General features: G+C 40.0%; 22 protein-coding genes and 1 tRNA gene. 8 read left to right on the top strand and 15 right to left on the bottom strand.

What is annotated here, in order from left to right; translation table 11 throughout:
• The 12 genes from NTU69_07445 to rplU form a co-directional block, all read right to left on the bottom strand.
• On the bottom strand, positions 1–2,484 hold a 2,484-nt coding region (locus NTU69_07445; protein MCX5803350.1), incomplete at its 3' end, for a hypothetical protein.
• On the bottom strand, positions 2,481–3,176 hold the full coding sequence (locus NTU69_07450; GenBank protein ID MCX5803351.1) for a ComF family protein: 696 nt from the start codon (positions 3,174–3,176) through the stop codon (positions 2,481–2,483). The genes NTU69_07445 and NTU69_07450, both read right to left, overlap by 4 nt.
• A complete protein-coding gene (locus NTU69_07455; protein ID MCX5803352.1) occupies positions 3,169–4,365 on the bottom strand; it encodes a 2,3-bisphosphoglycerate-independent phosphoglycerate mutase in 1,197 nt (398 codons plus the stop codon). The genes NTU69_07450 and NTU69_07455 overlap by 8 nt, the downstream gene beginning before the upstream one ends.
• 2 nt (positions 4,366–4,367) lie before the next feature.
• Complete coding sequence (locus NTU69_07460; protein ID MCX5803353.1) at positions 4,368–5,729, bottom strand: tetratricopeptide repeat protein; 1,362 nt, start codon at positions 5,727–5,729, stop codon at positions 4,368–4,370.
• A 4-nt stretch (positions 5,730–5,733) separates the two neighbouring features.
• Positions 5,734–6,087: a TraR/DksA family transcriptional regulator gene (locus tag NTU69_07465; protein ID MCX5803354.1), complete on the bottom strand. Its 354-nt coding sequence runs from the start codon at positions 6,085–6,087 to the stop codon at positions 5,734–5,736.
• A complete protein-coding gene (gene rsfS / locus NTU69_07470; GenBank protein ID MCX5803355.1) occupies positions 6,068–6,454 on the bottom strand; it encodes a ribosome silencing factor in 387 nt (128 codons plus the stop codon). Before rsfS ends, NTU69_07465 begins: the two co-directional genes overlap by 20 nt.
• Positions 6,455–7,090, bottom strand: coding sequence for a nicotinate-nucleotide adenylyltransferase (gene nadD, locus NTU69_07475; GenBank protein ID MCX5803356.1), 636 nt, complete (start codon positions 7,088–7,090; stop codon positions 6,455–6,457).
• Entirely contained in the window at positions 7,090–8,334 is a 1,245-nt protein-coding gene (locus NTU69_07480) for a glutamate-5-semialdehyde dehydrogenase (protein MCX5803357.1), read from the bottom strand. Before NTU69_07480 ends, nadD begins: the two co-directional genes overlap by 1 nt.
• A complete protein-coding gene (gene proB, locus NTU69_07485) occupies positions 8,331–9,434 on the bottom strand; it encodes a glutamate 5-kinase (protein MCX5803358.1) in 1,104 nt (367 codons plus the stop codon). The genes NTU69_07480 and proB overlap by 4 nt, the downstream gene beginning before the upstream one ends.
• Positions 9,427–10,425: a GTPase ObgE gene (gene obgE, locus NTU69_07490; protein MCX5803359.1), complete on the bottom strand. Its 999-nt coding sequence runs from the start codon at positions 10,423–10,425 to the stop codon at positions 9,427–9,429. Before obgE ends, proB begins: the two co-directional genes overlap by 8 nt.
• Positions 10,422–10,676 (bottom strand): 50S ribosomal protein L27, encoded by a 255-nt coding sequence (rpmA, locus tag NTU69_07495; GenBank protein ID MCX5803360.1) that lies wholly within the window; start codon positions 10,674–10,676, stop codon positions 10,422–10,424. Before rpmA ends, obgE begins: the two co-directional genes overlap by 4 nt.
• Positions 10,666–10,995, bottom strand: coding sequence for a 50S ribosomal protein L21 (gene rplU, locus NTU69_07500; protein MCX5803361.1), 330 nt, complete (start codon positions 10,993–10,995; stop codon positions 10,666–10,668). The genes rpmA and rplU overlap by 11 nt, the downstream gene beginning before the upstream one ends.
• A gap of 193 nt (positions 10,996–11,188) precedes the next feature.
• On the opposite strand from rplU, the gene NTU69_07505 reads away from it, so the two are divergent.
• The 6 genes from NTU69_07505 to rdgB all read left to right on the top strand — a co-directional run bounded on the left by NTU69_07505 (position 11,189) and on the right by rdgB (position 16,267).
• Positions 11,189–11,893, top strand: a complete 705-nt coding sequence (locus NTU69_07505) for a hypothetical protein (protein ID MCX5803362.1) — start codon at positions 11,189–11,191, stop codon at positions 11,891–11,893.
• A gap of 250 nt (positions 11,894–12,143) precedes the next feature.
• Positions 12,144–13,070: a thioredoxin-disulfide reductase gene (gene trxB, locus NTU69_07510; GenBank protein MCX5803363.1), complete on the top strand. Its 927-nt coding sequence runs from the start codon at positions 12,144–12,146 to the stop codon at positions 13,068–13,070.
• 96 nt (positions 13,071–13,166) lie between these two features.
• Positions 13,167–14,129, top strand: coding sequence for a carbohydrate kinase family protein (locus NTU69_07515; GenBank protein ID MCX5803364.1), 963 nt, complete (start codon positions 13,167–13,169; stop codon positions 14,127–14,129).
• A gap of 256 nt (positions 14,130–14,385) precedes the next feature.
• Entirely contained in the window at positions 14,386–14,931 is a 546-nt protein-coding gene (locus NTU69_07520) for a hypothetical protein (protein ID MCX5803365.1), read from the top strand.
• Positions 14,928–15,656 carry a ribonuclease PH gene (rph, locus tag NTU69_07525; GenBank protein ID MCX5803366.1) on the top strand — a complete coding sequence of 243 codons (729 nt, stop codon included), beginning with the start codon at positions 14,928–14,930 and terminating at the stop codon, positions 15,654–15,656. The genes NTU69_07520 and rph overlap by 4 nt, the downstream gene beginning before the upstream one ends.
• The gene (rdgB, locus tag NTU69_07530) at positions 15,653–16,267 is read left to right on the top strand and encodes an RdgB/HAM1 family non-canonical purine NTP pyrophosphatase (protein ID MCX5803367.1); all 615 of its coding nucleotides are present in this window, start codon (positions 15,653–15,655) and stop codon (positions 16,265–16,267) included. Before rph ends, rdgB begins: the two co-directional genes overlap by 4 nt.
• Here the strand turns inward: rdgB and NTU69_07535 are convergent.
• The 3 genes from NTU69_07535 to NTU69_07545 all read right to left on the bottom strand — a co-directional run bounded on the left by NTU69_07535 (position 16,239) and on the right by NTU69_07545 (position 19,059).
• Positions 16,239–16,661 carry a DUF296 domain-containing protein gene (locus NTU69_07535; GenBank protein ID MCX5803368.1) on the bottom strand — a complete coding sequence of 141 codons (423 nt, stop codon included), beginning with the start codon at positions 16,659–16,661 and terminating at the stop codon, positions 16,239–16,241. The genes rdgB and NTU69_07535 overlap by 29 nt on opposite strands.
• Positions 16,662–16,679: 18 nt before the next feature.
• Positions 16,680–16,752, bottom strand: a tRNA-Glu gene (locus NTU69_07540).
• A 261-nt stretch (positions 16,753–17,013) separates the two neighbouring features.
• A complete protein-coding gene (locus NTU69_07545; GenBank protein MCX5803369.1) occupies positions 17,014–19,059 on the bottom strand; it encodes an HD domain-containing protein in 2,046 nt (681 codons plus the stop codon).
• Between the two features lie 318 nt (positions 19,060–19,377).
• On the opposite strand from NTU69_07545, the gene NTU69_07550 reads away from it, so the two are divergent.
• Positions 19,378–20,421 (top strand): potassium channel protein, encoded by a 1,044-nt coding sequence (locus NTU69_07550; GenBank protein ID MCX5803370.1) that lies wholly within the window; start codon positions 19,378–19,380, stop codon positions 20,419–20,421.
• A gap of 138 nt (positions 20,422–20,559) precedes the next feature.
• Positions 20,560–20,828, top strand: a 269-nt coding sequence (locus tag NTU69_07555; protein MCX5803371.1) for an AAA family ATPase, incomplete at its 3' end; no start/stop codon positions are given.

The raw sequence follows: 20,828 nt of genomic DNA on the forward strand, positions 1-20,828 counted from the left end.
TACATGCGTCTCTTCCCCGAAAGCCTTCAGAAACATGCCACCGGTTATTCTACTAACCTTACCAGTCGCATATATGTACGGGGTGGCTCCTGAAAGGTCGATTATACCGTAGATATTGGCGTATCCACCGAGTGTATTCATCTTTAGCTCAGAAATGTTGAGCTTCCTGTCGCTTAATACCCCCTTTATCTCCAGATTCTCACCGGTTATTTTTGCCAACTGAACATTCTTTGCTCTTATGGATATATCTCCACCCATGTTTGCCATTATACTGTGCTCATTGATTGTAGGAATTCTAAACTCAAATTTATCCTGAAAATCACTGAGGTTGAAACTATCGATATTAAGGGATAAAGAAAAAATAGGGGATTCAAGGCCCTCTATATGGATGGCGCTGTTACCGAGAATGCTTTTGCCATAGGTTAGACCTCTGATGTCTATATTAAATGTTTCACCTTTAAAGTTTGAGGTAAGATTGACATTCCTGAGTGGTTTGGTTATCCATGGCAGTCTTAAAAAGCCGTTGTTAATTTTGATGTAGCCCCTTATGTAAGGTAATTTCTTTACAGGCAGGATAAGATCTCGGAGGGCAATCTTAACCTCTACATCACCTTTGGCCGGTTCATTCTCAAAAAAAAAGAGATTGGCGACCTTTTCTATTCCATAAATATCCATAGCTATATCAAGATCCATTTTTCTGTTGTTCTTTATTTCACCCTTTAAACTTAAGTTTATTGCATCAAGATTGTAAAAAAGATGTCCTATGGATATGTCTTTTTCTTTTGCCAGCACCGCCAGATTGGCTTTACTTTTTATACCTTTATCCTTCTTTATAAAACCCGGGATCTCAAAGTAAAGATCGTCCATGTTTACATCCCCATCCACCTCGATCATTTCATCCTTTTTTTGTATCTTCATGTCCAGCTTAGCCACCCCGGATGTATCAAAGGGGATAGAGACAAAGGGTTTTAAGTGGATTGTATCTAAATTACCCTTTATTAAAAAGCCCATATATTTCTTGTTCCACTTTCCTCTGATGACAATATTGGTCCCATCTTTACTGATTATCAATGGGTCAAATGTAATTTCATCATTTGTGAATCTGTATGAGCCACTTGCAGAAACCGATACCCTCTTCCATTTTACATCTGCGTTTTGTAGTTTTCCTGTTCCAGCTATCCTGTAGTCTTCCTTCTGTTTTCCTTCAAGCTCTATTACCCCGTCAGTTGTCCCGCTTTTAAACCTTAACTCCCCAACATCCAGCATGGATGGGATATCGCTAAGGTTGATTGAAAAGTTGCCTTTGACCTTTGTGTTCTTGCCATGGGCAAAGGGTATGACACCTGTTATGTTGTAAAACCTGCTTGTTTTAAAGAAACCACTCAAATTAGAAATATCCATCTTTTGCTCATCAAAGGATAGTAGCCCTTCCACATTGTTAAAGTACTTCTCCTGATATGCAATACCTACGTTTTTTATTTGAATTTCAGCACTTAAGGGATTTTCTTTTGTATAGATGAGTCTTTTTATTTTGACTTTTCCTTCCTTTATGGAACTCCAAACATCAGAGGACGTTTTTGTAATTTGTTCAAAGTCGATGAAACCCTTTACCTCCTGGATATTGAAAAAATCAGAAGAAAGTTCTAAGGCTATAAGATTGCTCCCCTCTATTTTTAAATCGACCACAAGGGGGGTATTTTTAAAAAGGATGTCCCGTATCTTTATATCTATTATGTCTCCAATCTGCAATAGAGACAGGTTCCCTTTAATTTTTTCTATGAATAAAGGTTTTTTTAAAACCCGTTCCTTCAATTCATAATTAGAAACATCAAAAGGTCCATCCAGTGCGAATTTTTTCTTGGCATAGGTAAATGTGCCATTAATGTTGGCTGTACCCTTTATCTTTGAAGACCATTTTCCTATATCCATATGGGCGATATAGTATTGGCCTTTAATATCTGCCAGTTTATCTTTATATAAGCCTTCACCTGAAACCTTCAAGCTATTAAACAAATCACCATTTTTTATATCTGCTTTGAATGTAAATATTTTTCCTACATTCAGATTTTCTAACTTGATTTCATTGATAATAAATTTTTGCTTGTTATACGTTACGGCACCATTTTTTACTTCCAGAAGCTCTGCAGGAAAGGGAAAATAACGGGCCTTTCCTTTTTCATCTGAGACAGTGAGATCAAAATCAGACATGACCACATCTTTAAAATAGAGACCTTTTGTTAATTTTATAGCAAGTCCCCACCTTTTTATGTTCCCTTCTATATTTCCCTTCATACCAATATCGCCAAGCTCTATAGCTATAACCCCATCTTTATACCCGAATTCAATTTTAGATATCTGTACTTTTCCACCTGTAAATATTTCCAGTGCATAAGAAGTGATGGAAGATAAGTTCGTTAATGTGAGTACGATTGCAAAGGCAAATATAAGAGCCAATATGAGAATTATGTAGATGATTTTTTTCATGAAGGTGTCCTTGCGAGGGCGAAAAACACCACTGCTTTAGCCTTAGCTTTCATAAGAACCCTGGAGGCTTCCTGGGCAGTATATCCAGTAGTAAAAAGGTCATCTACAAGGAGGATTCTTTTTCCTTTTATGCCTGTGTTATTCTTTATTGTAAAAGCCCCTTTTATATTCTTTTTTCTTTCATCCCTGGAGAGGGCGTACTGATCCTTTGTATTTTTAGTCTTATACAGCACTGAATGGTACATTTCCTTATTTGTTATCCTGGAGATTTCTTCACCTATGATAAAGGATTGATTGAACCCTCTTTCTTTCAGCCTTTTTTCCGTTACAGGTATAGGAATAATACAATCAAATCTTTCCGCAAAGGAGAATATCCTTTCTTTCATTAATGAAACTAAGTGCTTGCCTACATCCTTTCTTCCATTGAACTTAAAGGCGTGAACGGCATCCCGGAGTTTGCCCTCAAAATAAAAACCGAAATATCCCTCCTGAAACCCTCTTTTCTCTTCTAAGCATTCACCGCACATGATTCTTTTGCCAATCCATCTTCCGCAAAGGGGACATGTTGATTCTTCTTCTACTATCCGTAACGTATAGGTACAATCCTTACAAAGGATATTCCCCCTTGCGCCACAACCTCCACATTGTAATGGGTATACTATCTCTAATACAGTCTTTAAAAGACTATGCACCGTACTTGTCTAACTTCAATCCATGAGCAAGTGCAAGGGGCATCAACTGCTTACTATATATTGTTCCAATGCTACCATGAATACAGTTCTTTTCATGAAAGGCCATCCCATCCTTTTCACCTGTTTTTGTAATGAGTAGCAATGGGACAGGGTGCCAGCTGTGACCTTTTAAAGGACATGGAGTGGAATGGTCTCCTGTAATTACTAAAACCTGAGGATTGAGGGCATATATGTCGGGGACTATTTTGTCAACAGTTTCTATTGTTTTTACCTTATCCGTGAAATTACCGTCTTCGCCTGCAAGGTCTGTCTCTTTTATGTGGAGAAAGAAGAACTGGTATGAATTGTAGTTGTTTTTAAGTATATTTACCATCTCCTGGTAGTCTTTTGGTTCTTCTTTTACATCCATCCCCAGCACCTTTGCAATACCTCTATACATTGGATATGTTGCTATGGCAAGGGCGCTTAAACGAAACTTAAGGGCAAAAGGAGGTATATCAGGTTTTGTTGAAAAGCCCCTCAGGAGGATTCCATTTGCTACTTTCTCTTCCTTCAAAACATCCATAACCCTTTTCATGAAGGTATTGACTACCCTGGATGCGAATTTTGCATCTTTGGTTTTTGGTGTGGTATTGACGAATGGTCTGTTATCCTTATGAGGATCTGCATCTGCAAGTTTGTCAGAAAGACCCTTCCCTCTGAATATCAGGGCAAACCTATGAGATTTTCCTGGTTTTATAAGGACCTTAACACCTTCTATCTCCGGTATGGTTTCAGCTATTTTTCCACATAGACGTTCAGTTTCTTTTGTTTCTATCCTTCCTGCCCTTCTGTCTATTACTATTCCATCTTTTATCGTACAAAAGTTTGCCCTTGCTGCAAGGTCACCGTCCTTAAGTTCCATATTGAGACCTAAAACTTCAAGGACACCTCTGCCTATCTCGTAGGTGATGGGGTCGTATCCGAAAAGGCTTAGATGGCCAGGCCCACTGCCCGGGGTTATTCCTATATCCACCGGCATGATACGGCCAAGGATACCGGCCTTAGTAGCTAAGTTATCTATGTTTGGTTTTTTTGCAGCTTCCAGAGGGGTAAGATATGAAAATGCCGGATTCTGGATATCTCCAAGGCCATCGAGTATCAGGAAGATAATCTTGTACTCGTTAGTGAGAATCAGGTCATCTATCATTCCTATTCTCCTTCCCAGTCTTCCACTTCGTAAAGCATTCTTAATTCCGCTGAATCAGCATGGAGAAACTCTTCTTTTTTCACATTTATTGTGTTCCAGCTATAGCAATTCTCACAAAAATCTACCCATTCCACCTTTTTACTCTGACAATTACCACAGGAAAAAGGAATGTACACATGTTCAACAGGGAATGCTTTCCTGAATTCCTCTACTGCCTTGTCCATTTGACCTCTATGTATATATGCCTCAGCCATAGCCTTATGAAGCCCTTTGAAATCTGCTCCTTCTGCAATTAAGATGTTTAGCATGTCTATCGCTTCGTCGATCATCTCTAATCTCAAACATAATCTTGCGTAGAGGAATGATATAAGATGATCCTTTGGTGATATATCAAGAATCCTTCTATATATCTTCAATATCACACCTGGATCTCCTCTATCTATATACAGGTCTTCCATTTTTAAAAGAAAGATTACATGGCCTGTCTTTGAGTATCCTCTCCCGTATACCCTGCCGGCCTCGTTTGGCTTACCTGTTTTTTTATGCACTTCAGCAAGGAGTATGTAAGCAGGTATAAATCTCTTATCCTCACCAAGTATCTCCCTTAACTCCTTTATGATGGATTCAAAATTGTTTCTGTTGTTCTTATTAAAGAGTGCCTGTGCCTTTTCATATCTTATGCCTGTAAGTTTTTTCTGTTCATCCTCAGTTTTTATGAACTTCCTTAATCTTTTTTCTACATCATAGGCTTCGTTCCAATCCTTCTTCCATATATAGAAATCTCTCAGAATAGTCAACGCATCTAAGTTTGATTCGTTTATTCTTAATATTTCTTTCAGTTCAGGTTCAATCTTTTGCATGTCTTTTTTTGCACGATAGGCGTTTACCTTCTTTAATAATATGGATTCCTTTTTTCCAATGTTTGTTTCTGCAAGGTCTAAGACCTCAATTGCCTTATCGAACTCTTTCATAGAACTATATAGATCAGAGAGAAATATATAGGGTTCTTCTATATCGGGAGCTCTTCTAATAACCCGATTGATATTTTCTATGGCCTTTTCTCTATCCCCTCTTAAGTCATAGGATTTTGCTTTTTCAAAAAGATCCTTAAACTCTTCCTTTCTCCTTTCCTTTTTCTCTTCTCTCCATCCGCTTAAGGCCTTTTTTAAATCATAGAAAAAGCTCATTATGATCGAGATGATTACCCCTAATACAAAAGACACTACCACGAAGTCTGCAACGCTTGTTTCGTAGTACCTGCCATATCCTATATAGAGCTTCACATTGTCCGGGTTAAGGTGGGAGATATAGAGATACAGAAGAAGAAATAGAAAAAAGAGGAAAAAGAATATTTTATACTTCATCTCGCTATATACCTTTCTCTTCAATTATTCTTTTACAAGTAATACAATACCTTGCTACTGGATTTGCTTCAAGTCTTTTCTCACTTATATTTCCTTCACACTCTTCACATATACCATATGTTTTGTTCGCTATTTTGTCCAGGGCATTATCTATATCCTTCAGGAGGTTCAAATCATTATCACTTATGCTCATAAGTATATCTACGTTGTATGAGTTGCTCGCAGCATCCGCCATATCTTGAATGCCATCCGTTCCAAGGGTATAAGAATCCTCTTTCAGTTTTTTTGCCTTGTTCAGTATATCCCCTCTCATCTTCAGCAGTCTCTTTCTAAAAAAATCAAGCCTTTGTTTCTTCATTTCCCACCCCTGAAATCTTATTTTCTTTATCGATTCTGTACCTCTTTGCTTCTATCCAGAGACTCTCAAGGTCATATAGTTCTCTCAGCGTTTCAAGGAATATATGGACTATAACATTTTGATAGTCTATTATCACCCATCTGCCATCGTTGTAACCTTCTACTGAGTATGGTACTACGCCAATGTCTTTCATATTAGTCTCTACATATTCGGATATTGTCCTCACATGTCGTTCGCTTGTTCCACTTGCTAATAAAAAATAGTCTGCAATATCTGTAAGTCCCATGAGTTCGAGAATCAAAACATCTTTTGCCTTTTTTTCGTCTGCATATGTACCGCATGTTCTTACCTTTTCTTTTGTATCCACTTATGCCCTATACAACCCCCTTTTGTTAATAAATCTTTCCACTGAAGAGGGGACAAGATATTTAATTGACCTATTGTTCTTCAAAGATTCTCTTATTTTAGTTGAAGAGATGTCGAGCTGGGTAATATGGTGGAAATAGAGCCCTTTTTTTGAAATATGTTCAAATGTAAGTTTATCAATTACCCTCACATCATTCTTCACATCAGGAGGGAGTATTCCAATGCCGGGTGTATTCCTGTGGCTTGGTCTGATCATAATTATGAAGTTGGTGTGATAGAATATCTCTTTATAATTATACCATGTATTGATCTCAGAAAAGGCATCAATACCTATGAGGAAGAAAAGGTCCCTGAATTTTTTTTCAAAGAATCTTACCGTATCAATGGAATAGGAAACCCCGCCCCTTTGTATCTCTATTTCAGAAAGTCGTAAGAAATTGTTGCCCCGTATTGCCATTTTCAACATCTTTAACCTTTCATCTGCATTTGTAATTTTTTGATCCCTCTTATGGGGAGGTATATATCCTGGTACAAAATAGACCTTCTCCAGTGAAAAAGACTCCCGCACCTCTTCTGCAACCCTTAAATGTCCAATGTGTACAGGGTCGAATGTTCCACCGAATATCCCTATTGCCATCACAACCTCAACTGTCCGTCGCCAAAGACTATAAATTTTGTGACTGTTAATTCTTCAAGACCCATAGGACCGAAGGCGTGTAGTTTAGTGGTGCTTATCCCCATTTCTGCTCCAAGTCCGATTTGATAACCATCGTTCAGCCTTGTTGATGCATTTACAAGGACTAACGAAGAATTTACCTCTCTTAAGAACCTCCATGCATTGGTATAGTTTGCCGTAATTATAGCCTCTGTATGGTTTGAGCCATATTTCCTTATATGGGCAATGGCCTCATCCATATCTTTTACTATCCTTATAGAAAGGATAAGGTCAAGGTATTCTTCATACCAGTCTCTCTCCTCTGCCCTATCTATACCTTTGAGAATTGCCATTGTTTCTTTGCATCCTTTTAGCTTAACCCCGTGTTTTTTGAACAATTTTGCTATCTCTGGCAAGAAGCTTTCTGCGATAGCTTCATGGACAAGCAGTGTTTCCATAGCATTACATGTTGCAGGTTTCTGGATTTTTGCATTTAAGCATACCTTGTAAGCAATATCCTTTTCTGCCCACTGGTCCACAAAAATATGACATACCCCTTTGTAGTGTTTTAAAACAGGCACACGTGAATGTTCCACCACGTTTTTTATAAGTTCTTCGCCACCCCTTGGTATAATAAGGTCTATACAATCATCCATCTTTAAGAGGTCATATATGTAAGACCTGTCTTTTGTCTCTATGAACTGGGCTATATCTTTTGGCATACCTGTTTTCTGAAGGGCTTCGACAATTAAATTAAAAAGGGCGAGATTTGAATGGTAGGCCTCAGAGCCACCCTTCAGGATTACGCAGTTGCCGCTTTTAAGACATAGGGAAAAGGTTTCTATTGTGACATTCGGACGCGATTCGTATATCACAAGAATCACTCCAATGGGAATCCTCATCCTTCCCACGAGCATTCCATTAGGTCTTTTCCATACCTTTACTATCTCCCCAACAGGGTCGGGAAGGGCCACAACATCTCTGATACTGCCCTTCATCTCACGGATGACCTTTTCATCAACCCTCAGTCTCTCAATTAAGTTTTTTGCAAGACCTGCCTCTTTTGCTTCTTCTATATCCTTTTTATTTTCACGAAAAATGTAGTCCTGTCTTTCCTGGATTAATCCTTTTAGGGCAAGAAGAACCCTGTCTTTTTGTTCTGTTGTTGCATGGGCAAGGGTATTGGAGATTTCCCTCGCTACCTTAGCAAGTCTTTCTGGTTTCACATTACCACCATATTATCCCTGTGTATTACCTCTTCAGCGTATTTATATCCGAGTTTCTTTTCTATATCAATACTTTTTAAGCCCTTTATTTTATTAATATCGGATGAGGAATAATTTGTTATGCCTTTCGCAATAACCTTCCCATTTATATTGTTCATCTCTATACACTCACCTCTTGAGAAATCTCCTTCTATTTTCAGGACGCCAGAGGGCAGGAGGCTTTTCCCATTGTAGATTACAGCACGTTCTGCCCCTTCGTCTACCCATATTTCCCCTCTGACTTTATAGGCAAAGGCTGTCCACCACTTGCTCCTTGCCATTTTTTTTTCTGGAAGGAATATGGTGCCTATATCCTCCTCCTCTATTATTTTCAACACCACATTTTCTATATCTCCCCTTACAACCCTTGTGGGGATGCCGAAATAGCCGGCCTTCTTTGCCGCCTCAATTTTACTCACCATCCCCCCTATGCTCTTTTCACTCCTTGTTCCCCCTGCTATCTTTTCGATTCCTGTATCTACTTTTTTCACAACACTTATCATGTGTGCCCCGGGATACCTTTTAGGGTCCTGTTCGAACAAGCCTTCAACGTCTGAGAGAAGAAGGAGTAAATCTGCGTTGGAAATCTGGGCAATAAGGGCTGAGAGGTTGTCATTGTCTCCAAACCTTATCTCTTTAAATGAGAGTGCATCATTCTCGTTGATTACTGGAACAATATCCATGTTCAGTAACGAATTTATAGTGTTCATGAGATTCAGGCACCTGTTCTTGTTCTTTATGTCTTCATGGGTAAGCAGTATCTGACCCACATTTATTTTTTCTCTTTCAAAGGTTTCCATGTACATCTTCATCAATAGAACCTGACCAAGGGATGCAAGGGCTTGCCTTTTTTCAATCTCTCTTGGCTTCTTTTTCATGTGGAGGAGTTCCATACCACAGGCTATTGCCCCGCTCGAAACAATAACTACGTCAATATTCATGTCCTTGATTTCTCTTACCTGCGCTGCAATGTTTTTTATCATTTTGGTGCTTATCTTTTTTTCTTTGTCTAAAAGCACTGAAGTGCCTATTTTTATTACCAGACGTTTGATGTTAAGCATTTGATATTCTATTCACCCCTTTTTCCTTTAATAGACCCTTAAGCATTTCGATTCCCCATCCTTTCAGGGCACTAACCTTTGTGATCTCCTCCCCCTTTTTGATAAAATACTTTTCCAATTTTTTTAGCTCTGTTTCAGAAGCAAGGTCTATTTTATTTAAAACTAAGACCCTTTTTTTATTGAGCATTTCCTTGTTAAAGGAATAAATTTCATGTCTTAAGGTTTCATAATCTTGATCAATAGATGAAGAAGAAGCATCTAAAATCCATAAGAGCATATGTGTTCTTTCTATATGTTTTAAGAAGGTAAGGCCCAAACCCCTGCCCTTTGAAGCCCCCTCCACAATGCCAGGGATATCGGCAATGACGAATGTCTTTTCACTACCCTGCATTACTCCAAGGGTAGGTGTCAGGGTTGTAAAAGGGTAATCCCCTATTTTAGGTTTTGCATCCGTTAAATGGGATATAAGTGTAGACTTTCCAACATTTGGCAGACCAACGATGCCAATATCAGCAAGGAGCTTGAGCACCAATTTTAGATGTCTTTCTTCCCCTTCTTCTCCATACTCAAACTCTAATGGAGCCCTGTGAGTAGGGGTCGCAAAACGTGTATTGCCTCTTCCACCCCTGCCGCCTTTTGCAGCAGTATATTTTTCATTATCCCTTGTAATGTCGTATAACAGGGTTGAGTTCCCATCATCATACACAATGGTTCCAAGGGGAAGATTGATATATACATCCTTGCCATCCCTGCCTTTTTTGTTTTTTCCGCTACCGTTTTTGCCGTTTTCTGCTCTGTAGATAAGTTTATACTTGAAGTCTAAAAGACTTGTGAGGTCCTTTTTCCCGAATATGACTACGTCCCCTCCCTTTCCTCCGTCACCGCCATCAGGTCCACCTCTGGGAACATATTTCTCTCTCCTGAAACTTGAACAACCATTACCGCCATCGCCTGCTTTGACATATATATTTGCTTCATCAACAAATTTCATTCAACAGGGTATACATTTGCCCTTTTTTTGTTATCTGTCTGCTCAAAGCTTACAACACCATCAATGAGGGCAAACAGGGTCCAATCACGGCCTACCCCCACGTTTTTTCCAGGGTGTATCCTTGTTCCGTGTTGTCTCACAATTATACTACCTGCCTTCACAGCTTGGCCGGCGAATATTTTTACACCGAGCCTCTGGCCGCTGCTATCTCTACCGTTCCTTGAACTTCCGCCTGCTTTTTTATGCGCCATGAGGTGCCTCCAAAAAGATCTTTTCTATCAGTAATTCAGTATAGTGTTGACGATGTCCCATCTTTTTTTTACTATCCTTTCTCCTCTTATACTTGAATACCGTTACCTTTTTTTGCTTGTTCTGTAAAACCACCTTACCGTGAACATAAGCCCCATCTATGTAAGGGTTACCAATAACAATATTATTGCCGTCATTAATGGCTAAAACCTCTCTAATTTGAACCTCTTCCCCTTCACTGTTTGGGAACTTCTCAAGCCTTATTTTCTTCCCTTCCTCGATTTTGTACTGCTTGCCTCCGCTCTCAATAATGGCATACATAGTTCACTCCTATCTTATTTTGAAAAAACTACATATATTATGATGAACGTGACAGAAAAGTCAATAGCGAACTGAACTTTAAAAATATGTGCAAACCGGAGTCAGATTGTTTATAATTTGTTCTATGTGAAACCATTGAAAGACGCCCGGCTGATTTAAATGGTTTACCGGAGGGATAAACAGGATAGCTTTTATGGGTAATAACGATGTGATAAAGTTATTGTGGAAGGGAGGGATGTTATTAGTATCATTGGCCTTTGCGTTTTTTTATTCAGATTTTCTCACAGACCTTTTTACTTATAACCTGTCTTTTTTTAGAGTCTTTCATTTATTTTGGCTTATTGTGGTGTTGATATTGATCAAGCGATTTATTCCACGGTTGAATCCAAAAATTTCTTTGGGGAAGATATATAAGAGAAACTATCTTGAGGCAGGTGAGGATAGTGCTACAAAACGGGAAAGGTTAAAGAATTACATAAGAAAAATGAATACCGGTGCTATACGGACTGCAATATACTGGATAGTGCTGGTAGTAATCATTGGTGTGTTATACAATCTTAAGCATCTTAGTAGACTTGAGTTATTTATTGTAGTGATCTTTTTTATCTTCATGGATCAGTTTTGTATTTCTATCTGGTGCCCTTTTAAGTGGTTAATTAAAAATAAGTGTTGTAATTCATGCAGGATTAACAATTGGGGATACCTGATGGCCTTTTCACCATTAGTCTTTATACCATCGTTCTGGACTTATTCCGTTTTATCTTTATCAATAGTTGCCATTGCTCAGTGGGAATATCTCTTTTATAAGTATCCGGAAAGATTTTATGAATTATACAATGCAAACCTCATGTGCAAAAATTGTAAGGTAAAATGTAAGAAGCTCTTAAGCCATGAGTAGTCAGCTGTCAGCTTAAGCCGAAATCATATATTCAAAAGCTGAAGGCTTAAGAGCTTAACCCCACCTTGCGGGGCTGAAAGCTAATAGCGTATGGCAAAAATCATTTGAATATTATTCTTGGATTGCTTAAAATGGATTGATGGTTCGGGGTTCTGCGTTCGGAGTTCGGGGTTTAATGTCCCTCATTTGTTGGGATTAAAGCTTTCCGCAATTTACATTCCGAAATCCGAAATAAAAACTGGAGGGCAGCGTGGGAGAATTTCATGAGGCAATTATCGTAGGTGGTGGGCCTGCAGGGCTTACGGCTGGCATATATCTTATGAGGGCTGGCGTGGATACACTTCTTATTGAAAAAATGATTTTAGGTGGAGCCCCTGTATATACAGAACGTATTGAAAACTATCCAGGATTTCCTGATAGCATATCAGGTAGAGAGTTGATGAGTAAATTTATTGCCCATGCAAAAGCACAGGGGCTTGTGATGAAGGAATTTTCAGAGGTTGAGAAGATATCACTTAAGGGGGAAAGGTTTATAATCAAGACCCCGGATGGTCAGTTTGAATCTACTGGAGTAATAGTGACAACAGGAACAGAACCGGCGAAAATGAATGTACCTGGCGAGAGCAGGTTTTTGGGAATGGGTGTCTCCTATTGTGCAACGTGCGATGGTGCCTTTTTCAGGGATATGGATGTGGCTGTTATTGGCGGAGGAGATGCTGCTATAGAGGAAGGGCTATCTTTAGCCAATATCGTGAGGAAGGTTTATGTTATCCATAGAAGGGACGCATTGAGGGCTCAGAAGATACTTCAGGACAGGGCTTTTAGGAATAGCAAGATGGAATTTTTGTGGAATAAGAGACCTGTCGAGGTTGGTGGCAAGGACCAGGTTGAATATATTGTGGTTGAAGATACAAAAACCAAAGAACGCTCGAAGGTCGAAGTCAGCGGGGTGTTTGTGTATATAGGTTCAAACCCGAATACTTCTTTTCTCGGGGACCTTGTAGAAAGGGATGACGCTGGATTTGTGCTGACTGACGATAATCTTTTCACCAGAACAAAGGGATTATTTATTGCAGGGGATGCGAGGAAAAAGACCTTGAGGCAGATTTCTACAGCCGTGGGCGATGGAGCCCTTGCGGCAGTCAACCTCGAACGGTATATCCTTGAGAAGAGGTAAACTGTTAGAAGTCAGGAGTCAGGGGTCAGAAGTTAGAAGTTAAAAAACTCCGAACGCCGAACTTTCTAACTATAATTATTCGCTTCAGGAGAAGCAGTGGATATTATTGGTGTCGGTGCATTGAACCTTGATTTTATCTATGAGACAGAAGACTTAAGCTATATAAAGGTAGCCGGTTTAGACATAGAGGAAGGCAAAGAAATTATCGGGAAAGAAGACACCCTTTCTTGTTTAAAGGATAAATTGAACAGATTTGGTGTGTTAAGAAAGGTGAGCCCTGGTGGTTCTGCTTCAAATACATGTCATATGCTTTCTCTCATGGGCTATGAGGTAGGTATGGTAGGCGTCCTCGGGGAAGACAGGGAAGGGGAGTTCTATTTAAAACAGTCCTTTTACGGAAACAAAAGTGGTATTACAAGGAAAGGCAAAACCGGTATGGCATACATAATAAATGCAGCAAACAAAGACCGTTTAATAGTTGTTTTTCCCAATAGTAATAGCGAGATAGATGAAGAAATGGTGAATACAGACTTTGTCGCCCGTGCGAGATGGATTCATATGAGTTCTTTTGTCACGGAGGAGGCGCTTGAAGTCCAGAAGAAAATAAAGACGTCGCTACTTGGCAAAGTATTATTCAGTATAGATCTGGGTGAGATATATGCGAGAATGGGAAATAAACTTTATCCATTGCTCGAGGGGATGGAAATACTTTTTATATCAGAAAAGGAGATTGAGCTGCTCTTCGGAGCAGAGATAAAAAAGGCGGTGAAAAGGGCACTGGATCTTGTAAGGGTGGTTGTTGTGAAAAAGGGGAAGAAGGGTGCCTCTCTATTTTCAAAGGGATATGCACATGATGCAAGGGGAGAATCAGTAAAGGTAATTGACAATACAGGTGCCGGGGATGTGTTAGATGGAGTTTTTTTAGGTCTCTATATGAAGGGGATCGAGCCTTCTATTGCGATTCAGGTTGCAACAAGGGCAGCATCTATAAGTACGAAAGGTTACGGGAGGGATGCGTACCCTGATAGGCAGGGGATAGACTTATTGATAAATCAATGAAGAATTATGAATGAATAATGAAGAATTTTTTAATTCTTAATTCTCCATTTTTAATTTTTAATTGATCCCCGAAAGGGATAGTTAAAAGGGGTCTGGCATGAGGATATGCTGGTTCACAACAGGAAGGGATAAGGACAGGGAGAATGAAAGAGGATACATACATATATAAGAAGGAAAATTGTGACATTGATAGCGTTATAAAGCTGAGTGAAAAGATGAGAAAAGAGGTAAGAGGGCAGGTAGTGGGGAGCCTTGGATGAGACGCCTTTTTATAATTATATTTCTCCTTTTGCCATTTTTTCATTCCCAAGCAGATGAACATGTTGTATTGTATCGTATTGGAGAAAAAGACCCGGTTGCCTGGAATTTATTAAGCAAATATTTTACCAGTAAGGGCTATAACGTAAGTACTTATGAAGGGACTGACAGCCTGGAAAAACATATAGAAAATGTAAATAGAATCAATAAGGGAAAGGGTTCGCTTTTATTAGCTATCGATTTCAACATCGGGGAGACGAACCATGTCCTAATAGCCATAACGGATGCGAAGAAGAGGAAGGGAAACGTCCTTGCAATTGAAGAGGTGCCTGCGATCCATGAGAGTAATTCAAAGGAGCTTGCAACACTTCTTGCATCTTCTTTCAATAGGGGCGTAAAGCAACTCCCCCTGTTCCCACTTTTAGGTGTGGATATGCCGGGTATCTTTTTAAGAATGGAGTGTACAAAAGAAAAGGCAGGGGAGATGTTAAATAAATTGCATGATAGTCTTCAGAAATATTTCAAAAGGGGTATAAAAAGATGAGAGTGAACGGAAGGGCAAATGACAAAATAAGAGAGCTGAAGATTACAAAAAGTTTCCTGAAGTTTCCTGAAGGCTCTGTTCTTGTGGAGATGGGGGAAACCAAGGTAATATGCGGGGTTAGTTTGGAAGAGAAGGTGCCTCCCTTTTTAAAAAACACAGGTAAGGGATGGTTGACGGCTGAATATTCCATGTTACCGAGGTCTACCCATACGAGGTCAATGAGGGAGGCTGTTTCCGGTAGGATTGGGGGGAGGACACACGAGATTCAGAGACTCATAGGCAGGGCATTACGGGCCATTATGAACCTTGATATTATCGGGGAAAGAACAATATGGGTGGACTGTGATGTGATACAGGCTGACGGTGGAACAAGAACTGCAAGTATTACAGGTAGCTACGTAGCGCTTGTAGACGCCTTGTGGAATATGAAGAAGAGAGGCATGATTGAAAAGATACCCCTCAGGGATTCGGTTGCTGCTATCAGTGTTGGTATGGTAAACGGAGAAGTTATCCTTGATCTCTCCTATGAAGAGGATTCTAAGGCTGAGGTGGATATGAATTTTGTGATGACAGGCAGGGGTATGCTCATAGAGGTTCAGGGAACAGCAGAAAAGACACCATTTACAAAAGAGCATTTCGATATTATGTATCAGTATGCATATAGGGGTATAACTGAAATTACAAGGATACAGAAGATAGCCCTCGGTCCGCTTTTCCCGGTATGAGAAGTGTCATTATTGCTACTGAAAATACTGGTAAATTTGAAGAAATAAAGGCGCTTCTTTCTGACGAATTCGATACATTCTATTCATTGAGGTCATTTGAAGAAAAGGTAGTGGTAGAAGAGAATAGCTCCCTTTATATTGAGAATGCCATGAAGAAGGCGAGAAAGATAGGCGACAGGTTTGGTATGCATACTATCGCTGATGATTCAGGTCTTGAGGTAGAGATACTCGGGAGAAGACCTGGGGTATATTCTTCAAGGTACGGCAAAACTGATAAGGAGAGGATTGAAAAGTTACTCTCTGAACTTGAAGGTGTCCCGCAGGAAAAAAGGGGTGCAGTTTTTAAGGCATATCTTGCCTTTTATATGCCGGAAAAGGAGAGGAATTATGTATTTTATGGACAGCTTGCAGGTTATATGGGTTTTGAAAAAAAAGGAATGAGTGGATTTGGATTTGACCCGATTTTTTTTATCCCCCACTTAAGAAAATCTCTCGCTGAACTTACAATGGATGAGAAGAACAGGATGAGTCACAGGGGCAAGGCAGTATGGGCATTAAAAAATTTTCTCAATGCTGATTTTTTTAAAGGTCCCAGAGTTTTAAGCCTGTAATATCATCATGGATTCTTTTTAATTGTTCCCCCTCAAGGGCAATACCGATAATTTCACAGGCAAATATCGAGGTTCCCTCGAGCAGATGGCCACCTTTTGTGGTGCCATCTTTTAAACCAAGGTTTATGTGGCCATGTATCGATATATCCCCATCTACCTCAGAAACATTTCCAATACATGAGATGATTTCTGCTGGTTCATCGATAAACTGGTTTTTGTAAACCTTCTCCTTCTGGTCATAGAAGCCTATGTTTGCTGTTCTTGTAGCCCCTATTGCCATAAAGAAACCCATTTTTATATTGCTGCGCTTGAATGTATCCTTAATGGAGAGGAAGAGGTCGTCGTTATATTTCAAACGTTCAAGGAATATCTTACCTGTATTATAAAACCACATAGTAGTCAGGGATAAGAATAGTCCCAACGAGATTCGAACTCGTGTTTCCGGCGTGAGAGGCCAGCGTCCTGGGCCACTAGACTATGGGACCGTGGGAAGATTGTATCAAAAACTTATCACATTTTCCAGTGAAAAATTACTGATGGACGATCGTTCTCCCGCAACGGCGGGATCACTAAGACGACCGCTTGTTTCACTCGCTAAGACGATGGACGCAGATGCTTTTTTCGCCACTCGTCCCTCGTCCAAGTTCCGCTACAGGCGGCGGAACGGTCGCCCCTCAAGTTTTCCACTATGAGCCTTGCCACTGCCTTTGAGAAGGCAGGAGGGTCTATTGTCTATGGTACTCCAATCACTCAAAACTGTACCCCTTCTCCTTAAAGAGTTTTAAACATATTTCAACCACTTCAGCATCATAAAGGATGCCTCTGTTCTTTGCGATCTCTTCAAGGGCTTTATCAATTCCAAGGGCAGGGCGGTAGGGGCGGTGGGATGCCATGGCCTCAACTGTATCGGCTACCATTAGAATTTTTGCCTCTGTAGTGATATCTTCTTTTGATAGACCCTGGGGATAGCCCGACCCATTTAGTCTTTCGTGGTGCTGGAGGATTGCAGTTGCTAAGGGCCATGGGAATTCTATTTCTTTCAGGATATCATAGCCGGTCTCTGAGTGGGTTTTAATAATGTTAAATTCATAATCACTCAATTTACTCGGTTTACTTAAGATTTCTGCAGGCACAACGATCTTACCGATATCATGGAGAAACCCCATTACCCTGACCCCTTCTATCCTTTCTTGAGAAAAGCCCATTTCAGAAGCGATGGCTGAGGCGAGTTGAGCAACCCTCCTCTGGTGGCCTGCTGTATATGGGTCTCTCATTTCTAAGGTTGTTGCGAGGGCATGTACTGTGCTGCTTAAGGCCTTCTGAAGCTTCTCGTAGCTTACTTTAAGCTTTTCTTCGGCTTCTTTACGCTCTGTAATATCACGGATTATACTCTGGCGAAATCTTTTTCCTTCTATTTCAATAATCCTTGAACTGACCTCCACCGGGAACGTTGTTCCATCCTTTTTTTTGTGTATAGTCTCAAAAACCAGTCCTCCTGTCTCTTCAGCCTTCTTCAACTGCTCATCAAGGAGGGAAAGTGTTTCGGGGGCCAGTATATTTTTTATGTTCAATTGTACAAGTTCATCATGCGTATAACCATATGATGCAACTGCACGTTCGTTTGCATCTAAAATCCTTCCCTTATAGCCCATAAGAAGTATGATATCATTGGCATACTTTGTAAGGTAACCATAGTGCTCAATAAGTACCTTACGTTCAAGCTCCAGCTCGTATTGCTTACGGTAAAATTCCGCACTCTCTTCCCTCCACAGGAAACCAGCACCTACCATGGTAGCGAGACCTAATGCACTGGCAAGCATTATTATAAGCCAGGCCTGTTCACGAATGGGTGCATCAATTTCCGCTATGTCAATCTTGGTAATAAGGAACCATGGGGAACCAGGGATTGGCCACAGCATAGCAAGCACCGGTATACCCCGGTAATCGAGACCCTCAACAATTCCTTCCTTTCCACGTGCAGCCATTGCTGCGGGCAATCGCTTGTTACTGATAGGAAGTCGAAGGGATAGGGCAGTATTTTTCTTATGGCGAAGCTCATTTAAAAACAATACGTCATCCCCTTCACGGCGGATTAATAAGGTTTCTGCCGTTTTACTGAAGGTGAGCAATGACTGGATGAGTGGATAGAGGGACTCATAGGGGTCAATGCGTAGAAGTAGTATCCCTATCGGGGAACCATCTATCCTTTTTTGAGTCCGGTCTTTGGTGCCCGGGGAAAGGATTGGAATAAGTATATCAAGGTAAACATCATTTTTAGATACAGTACGGTGAAAATCAGAAATGACGAACTTCTTTGTGCGCATTGCTTCCAGGGCACTGGCGAGTGCAAGCTTCCCGACATATCTGTCTTCATTATTTGTCCATAACCGTATATTACTCTTTGTGTCGAGCAATATTACATTCTTGTAGGCTCGAGATTCTTGTAAATTCTTCATCCATGAGAGAACTTCTTCCTTCATTTCAGACGAAGACGGGTTTTGCAGAAACTGTTGAACATGATGGGCGATAAGAAGATTATTTTGAATAACCCTTGCATCAGCCACCCTTTCTTTACGCCAGTTTATAATCTGCTCGAGCTTCAGATTCGCAATGGTAATGAGGTCGTTTTGTTTCCCATTTGTTATATATTCTTTCTGGGCATTATAGTAAAAATATCCTGCAGCTCCAATACAGGCAGCTAAAATGAAGAAAAGAATAACGACATGCAAGCGGTGTCTAATATACCTTTGTGTATGCTCATCGCTTATTTTTGTGCGCCCATGCCTATTCAAACTTAAACCCCTTCTCTTTGAGGCCATAGACCAAAAACTTTGGGACTATAGACCCGAAAAAAAGGTCTATTGTTCGGGAGTTCAATAAGCTCCATAGATTACTTTACGATCCAATTGAGATTGACATGATTAATATAATTATATCAGAATTTATTAAGTCAACAAATAGTTAAATAATTTTAAGAGTTTGAGAAAATGAGCTTTTACGCACTTTATTATAAACAATAATCATCATGGATGAACTCACAAAATAAAGAAACCAAAACTATAAAAAAGCATTTATCGAAAATTGTATACATGCTATAATCAAAACCAGCCATGATAAAAGGAATTCCTAAAAAACTCCAGCACATGATTATCACTATAATTGCAATCATACTCATCGGAACCATTGGTTTTAAAGTAATAGGGGGCGAAGATAAGAGCTTTCTTGACGCCCTTTTTATGACAGCAATTACTATCTCTACTGTAGGGTATGGAGATGTAATAGGGCTTGATAATAAGCCTTTCGGAAAATTATTCACCGTGGTGTTCATATTTCTCGGTGCAGGGGCAATGGCTTACCTTTTTACGACACTCGCTGCATATATTATAGAGGGAGAACTAAAGAAGGCATTCAGGAGGAGGACGATGGAGAAACACATAGGAAAGATGAAGAACCATTATATTGTGTGCGGGATCGGCATGGTAGGACTCTATATTGTTCATGAACTCTATCATACAAAAAGACACCAGGTAGCAATCGATATGGATGAGACAAAGTTAGAAGTCCTGAAGGCACACGATCTTAGCATTGATATGATAGTGGGAGATTCAACAGAAAATGAAATTCTTGAGAAGGCTATGATAAAAAAGGCAAGAGGTCTTTTTGCCACGACCAATTCCGATAATGATAATATTGTCATCGTGTTAACTGCAAAAGAGCTTAACCCTTCGCTGAGGATTGTATCTCGTTGTAATGACACAAAGAATGTGGATAAGATAAAAATGGCTGGTGCAGATGCGGTTGTTGCACTGAATTACATAGGTGGATTACGCTTGGCATCAGAGATGATAAGGCCAAATGTGACCTCCTTCCTTGATAAGATGTTGAGGGACAGGGAATCGCCCCTCAGGGTAGAGGAGGTCCACATACCAGACCATTCGCCATACATGGGGAAATCTGTGGAGGAAATAGATTTCAGAAGTATGGGGAACCTGTTGCTCATTGCAGTGAAAAGGGCTGAAGGGGATTGGGTATACAACCCGTATCCCGGGACTATCCTTGAGAAGGATATGAGCCTTATCATATTATCTTCCCCTGAGGAAAGGGAACTTCTCCAGACCCTTGTATCCGCTGAATCGCATAGAAGCAGTGAATAGTGAATAGTGAATGGTGAATAGTTTAAATACAAGATATAGAATTCAGAAGTCAGAATTAAGAATAAAAACAAAATGTTCTGAGTTTTATCATTCTTTATTCTACATTTTAAATTTTTCATTCTGCAGAGGTATTGTTCAGTGAAGATTGCCATATCAGGAAAAGGAGGGGTGGGGAAGACTACCCTTGCAGGCGTGATGGCGAGGATTCTTGGTGATAAAGGATACAGGGTTCTTGCAATAGATGCTGACCCTGACTCCAATCTCGCAAGCGCTATCGGCATAGAGAATGACAGGTTAAAGGCGATTCAACCCCTTGCCCAGATGAAGGAATTCATAGAGGAAAGAACAGGCACAAAAAAAGGGGAATATGGTTCATTCTTTAAGATAAATCCACAGGTTGATGATAT

The organism is Pseudomonadota bacterium (genome assembly GCA_026388215.1).
Lineage (GTDB): Bacteria > Desulfobacterota > Syntrophorhabdia > Syntrophorhabdales > Syntrophorhabdaceae > JAPLKF01.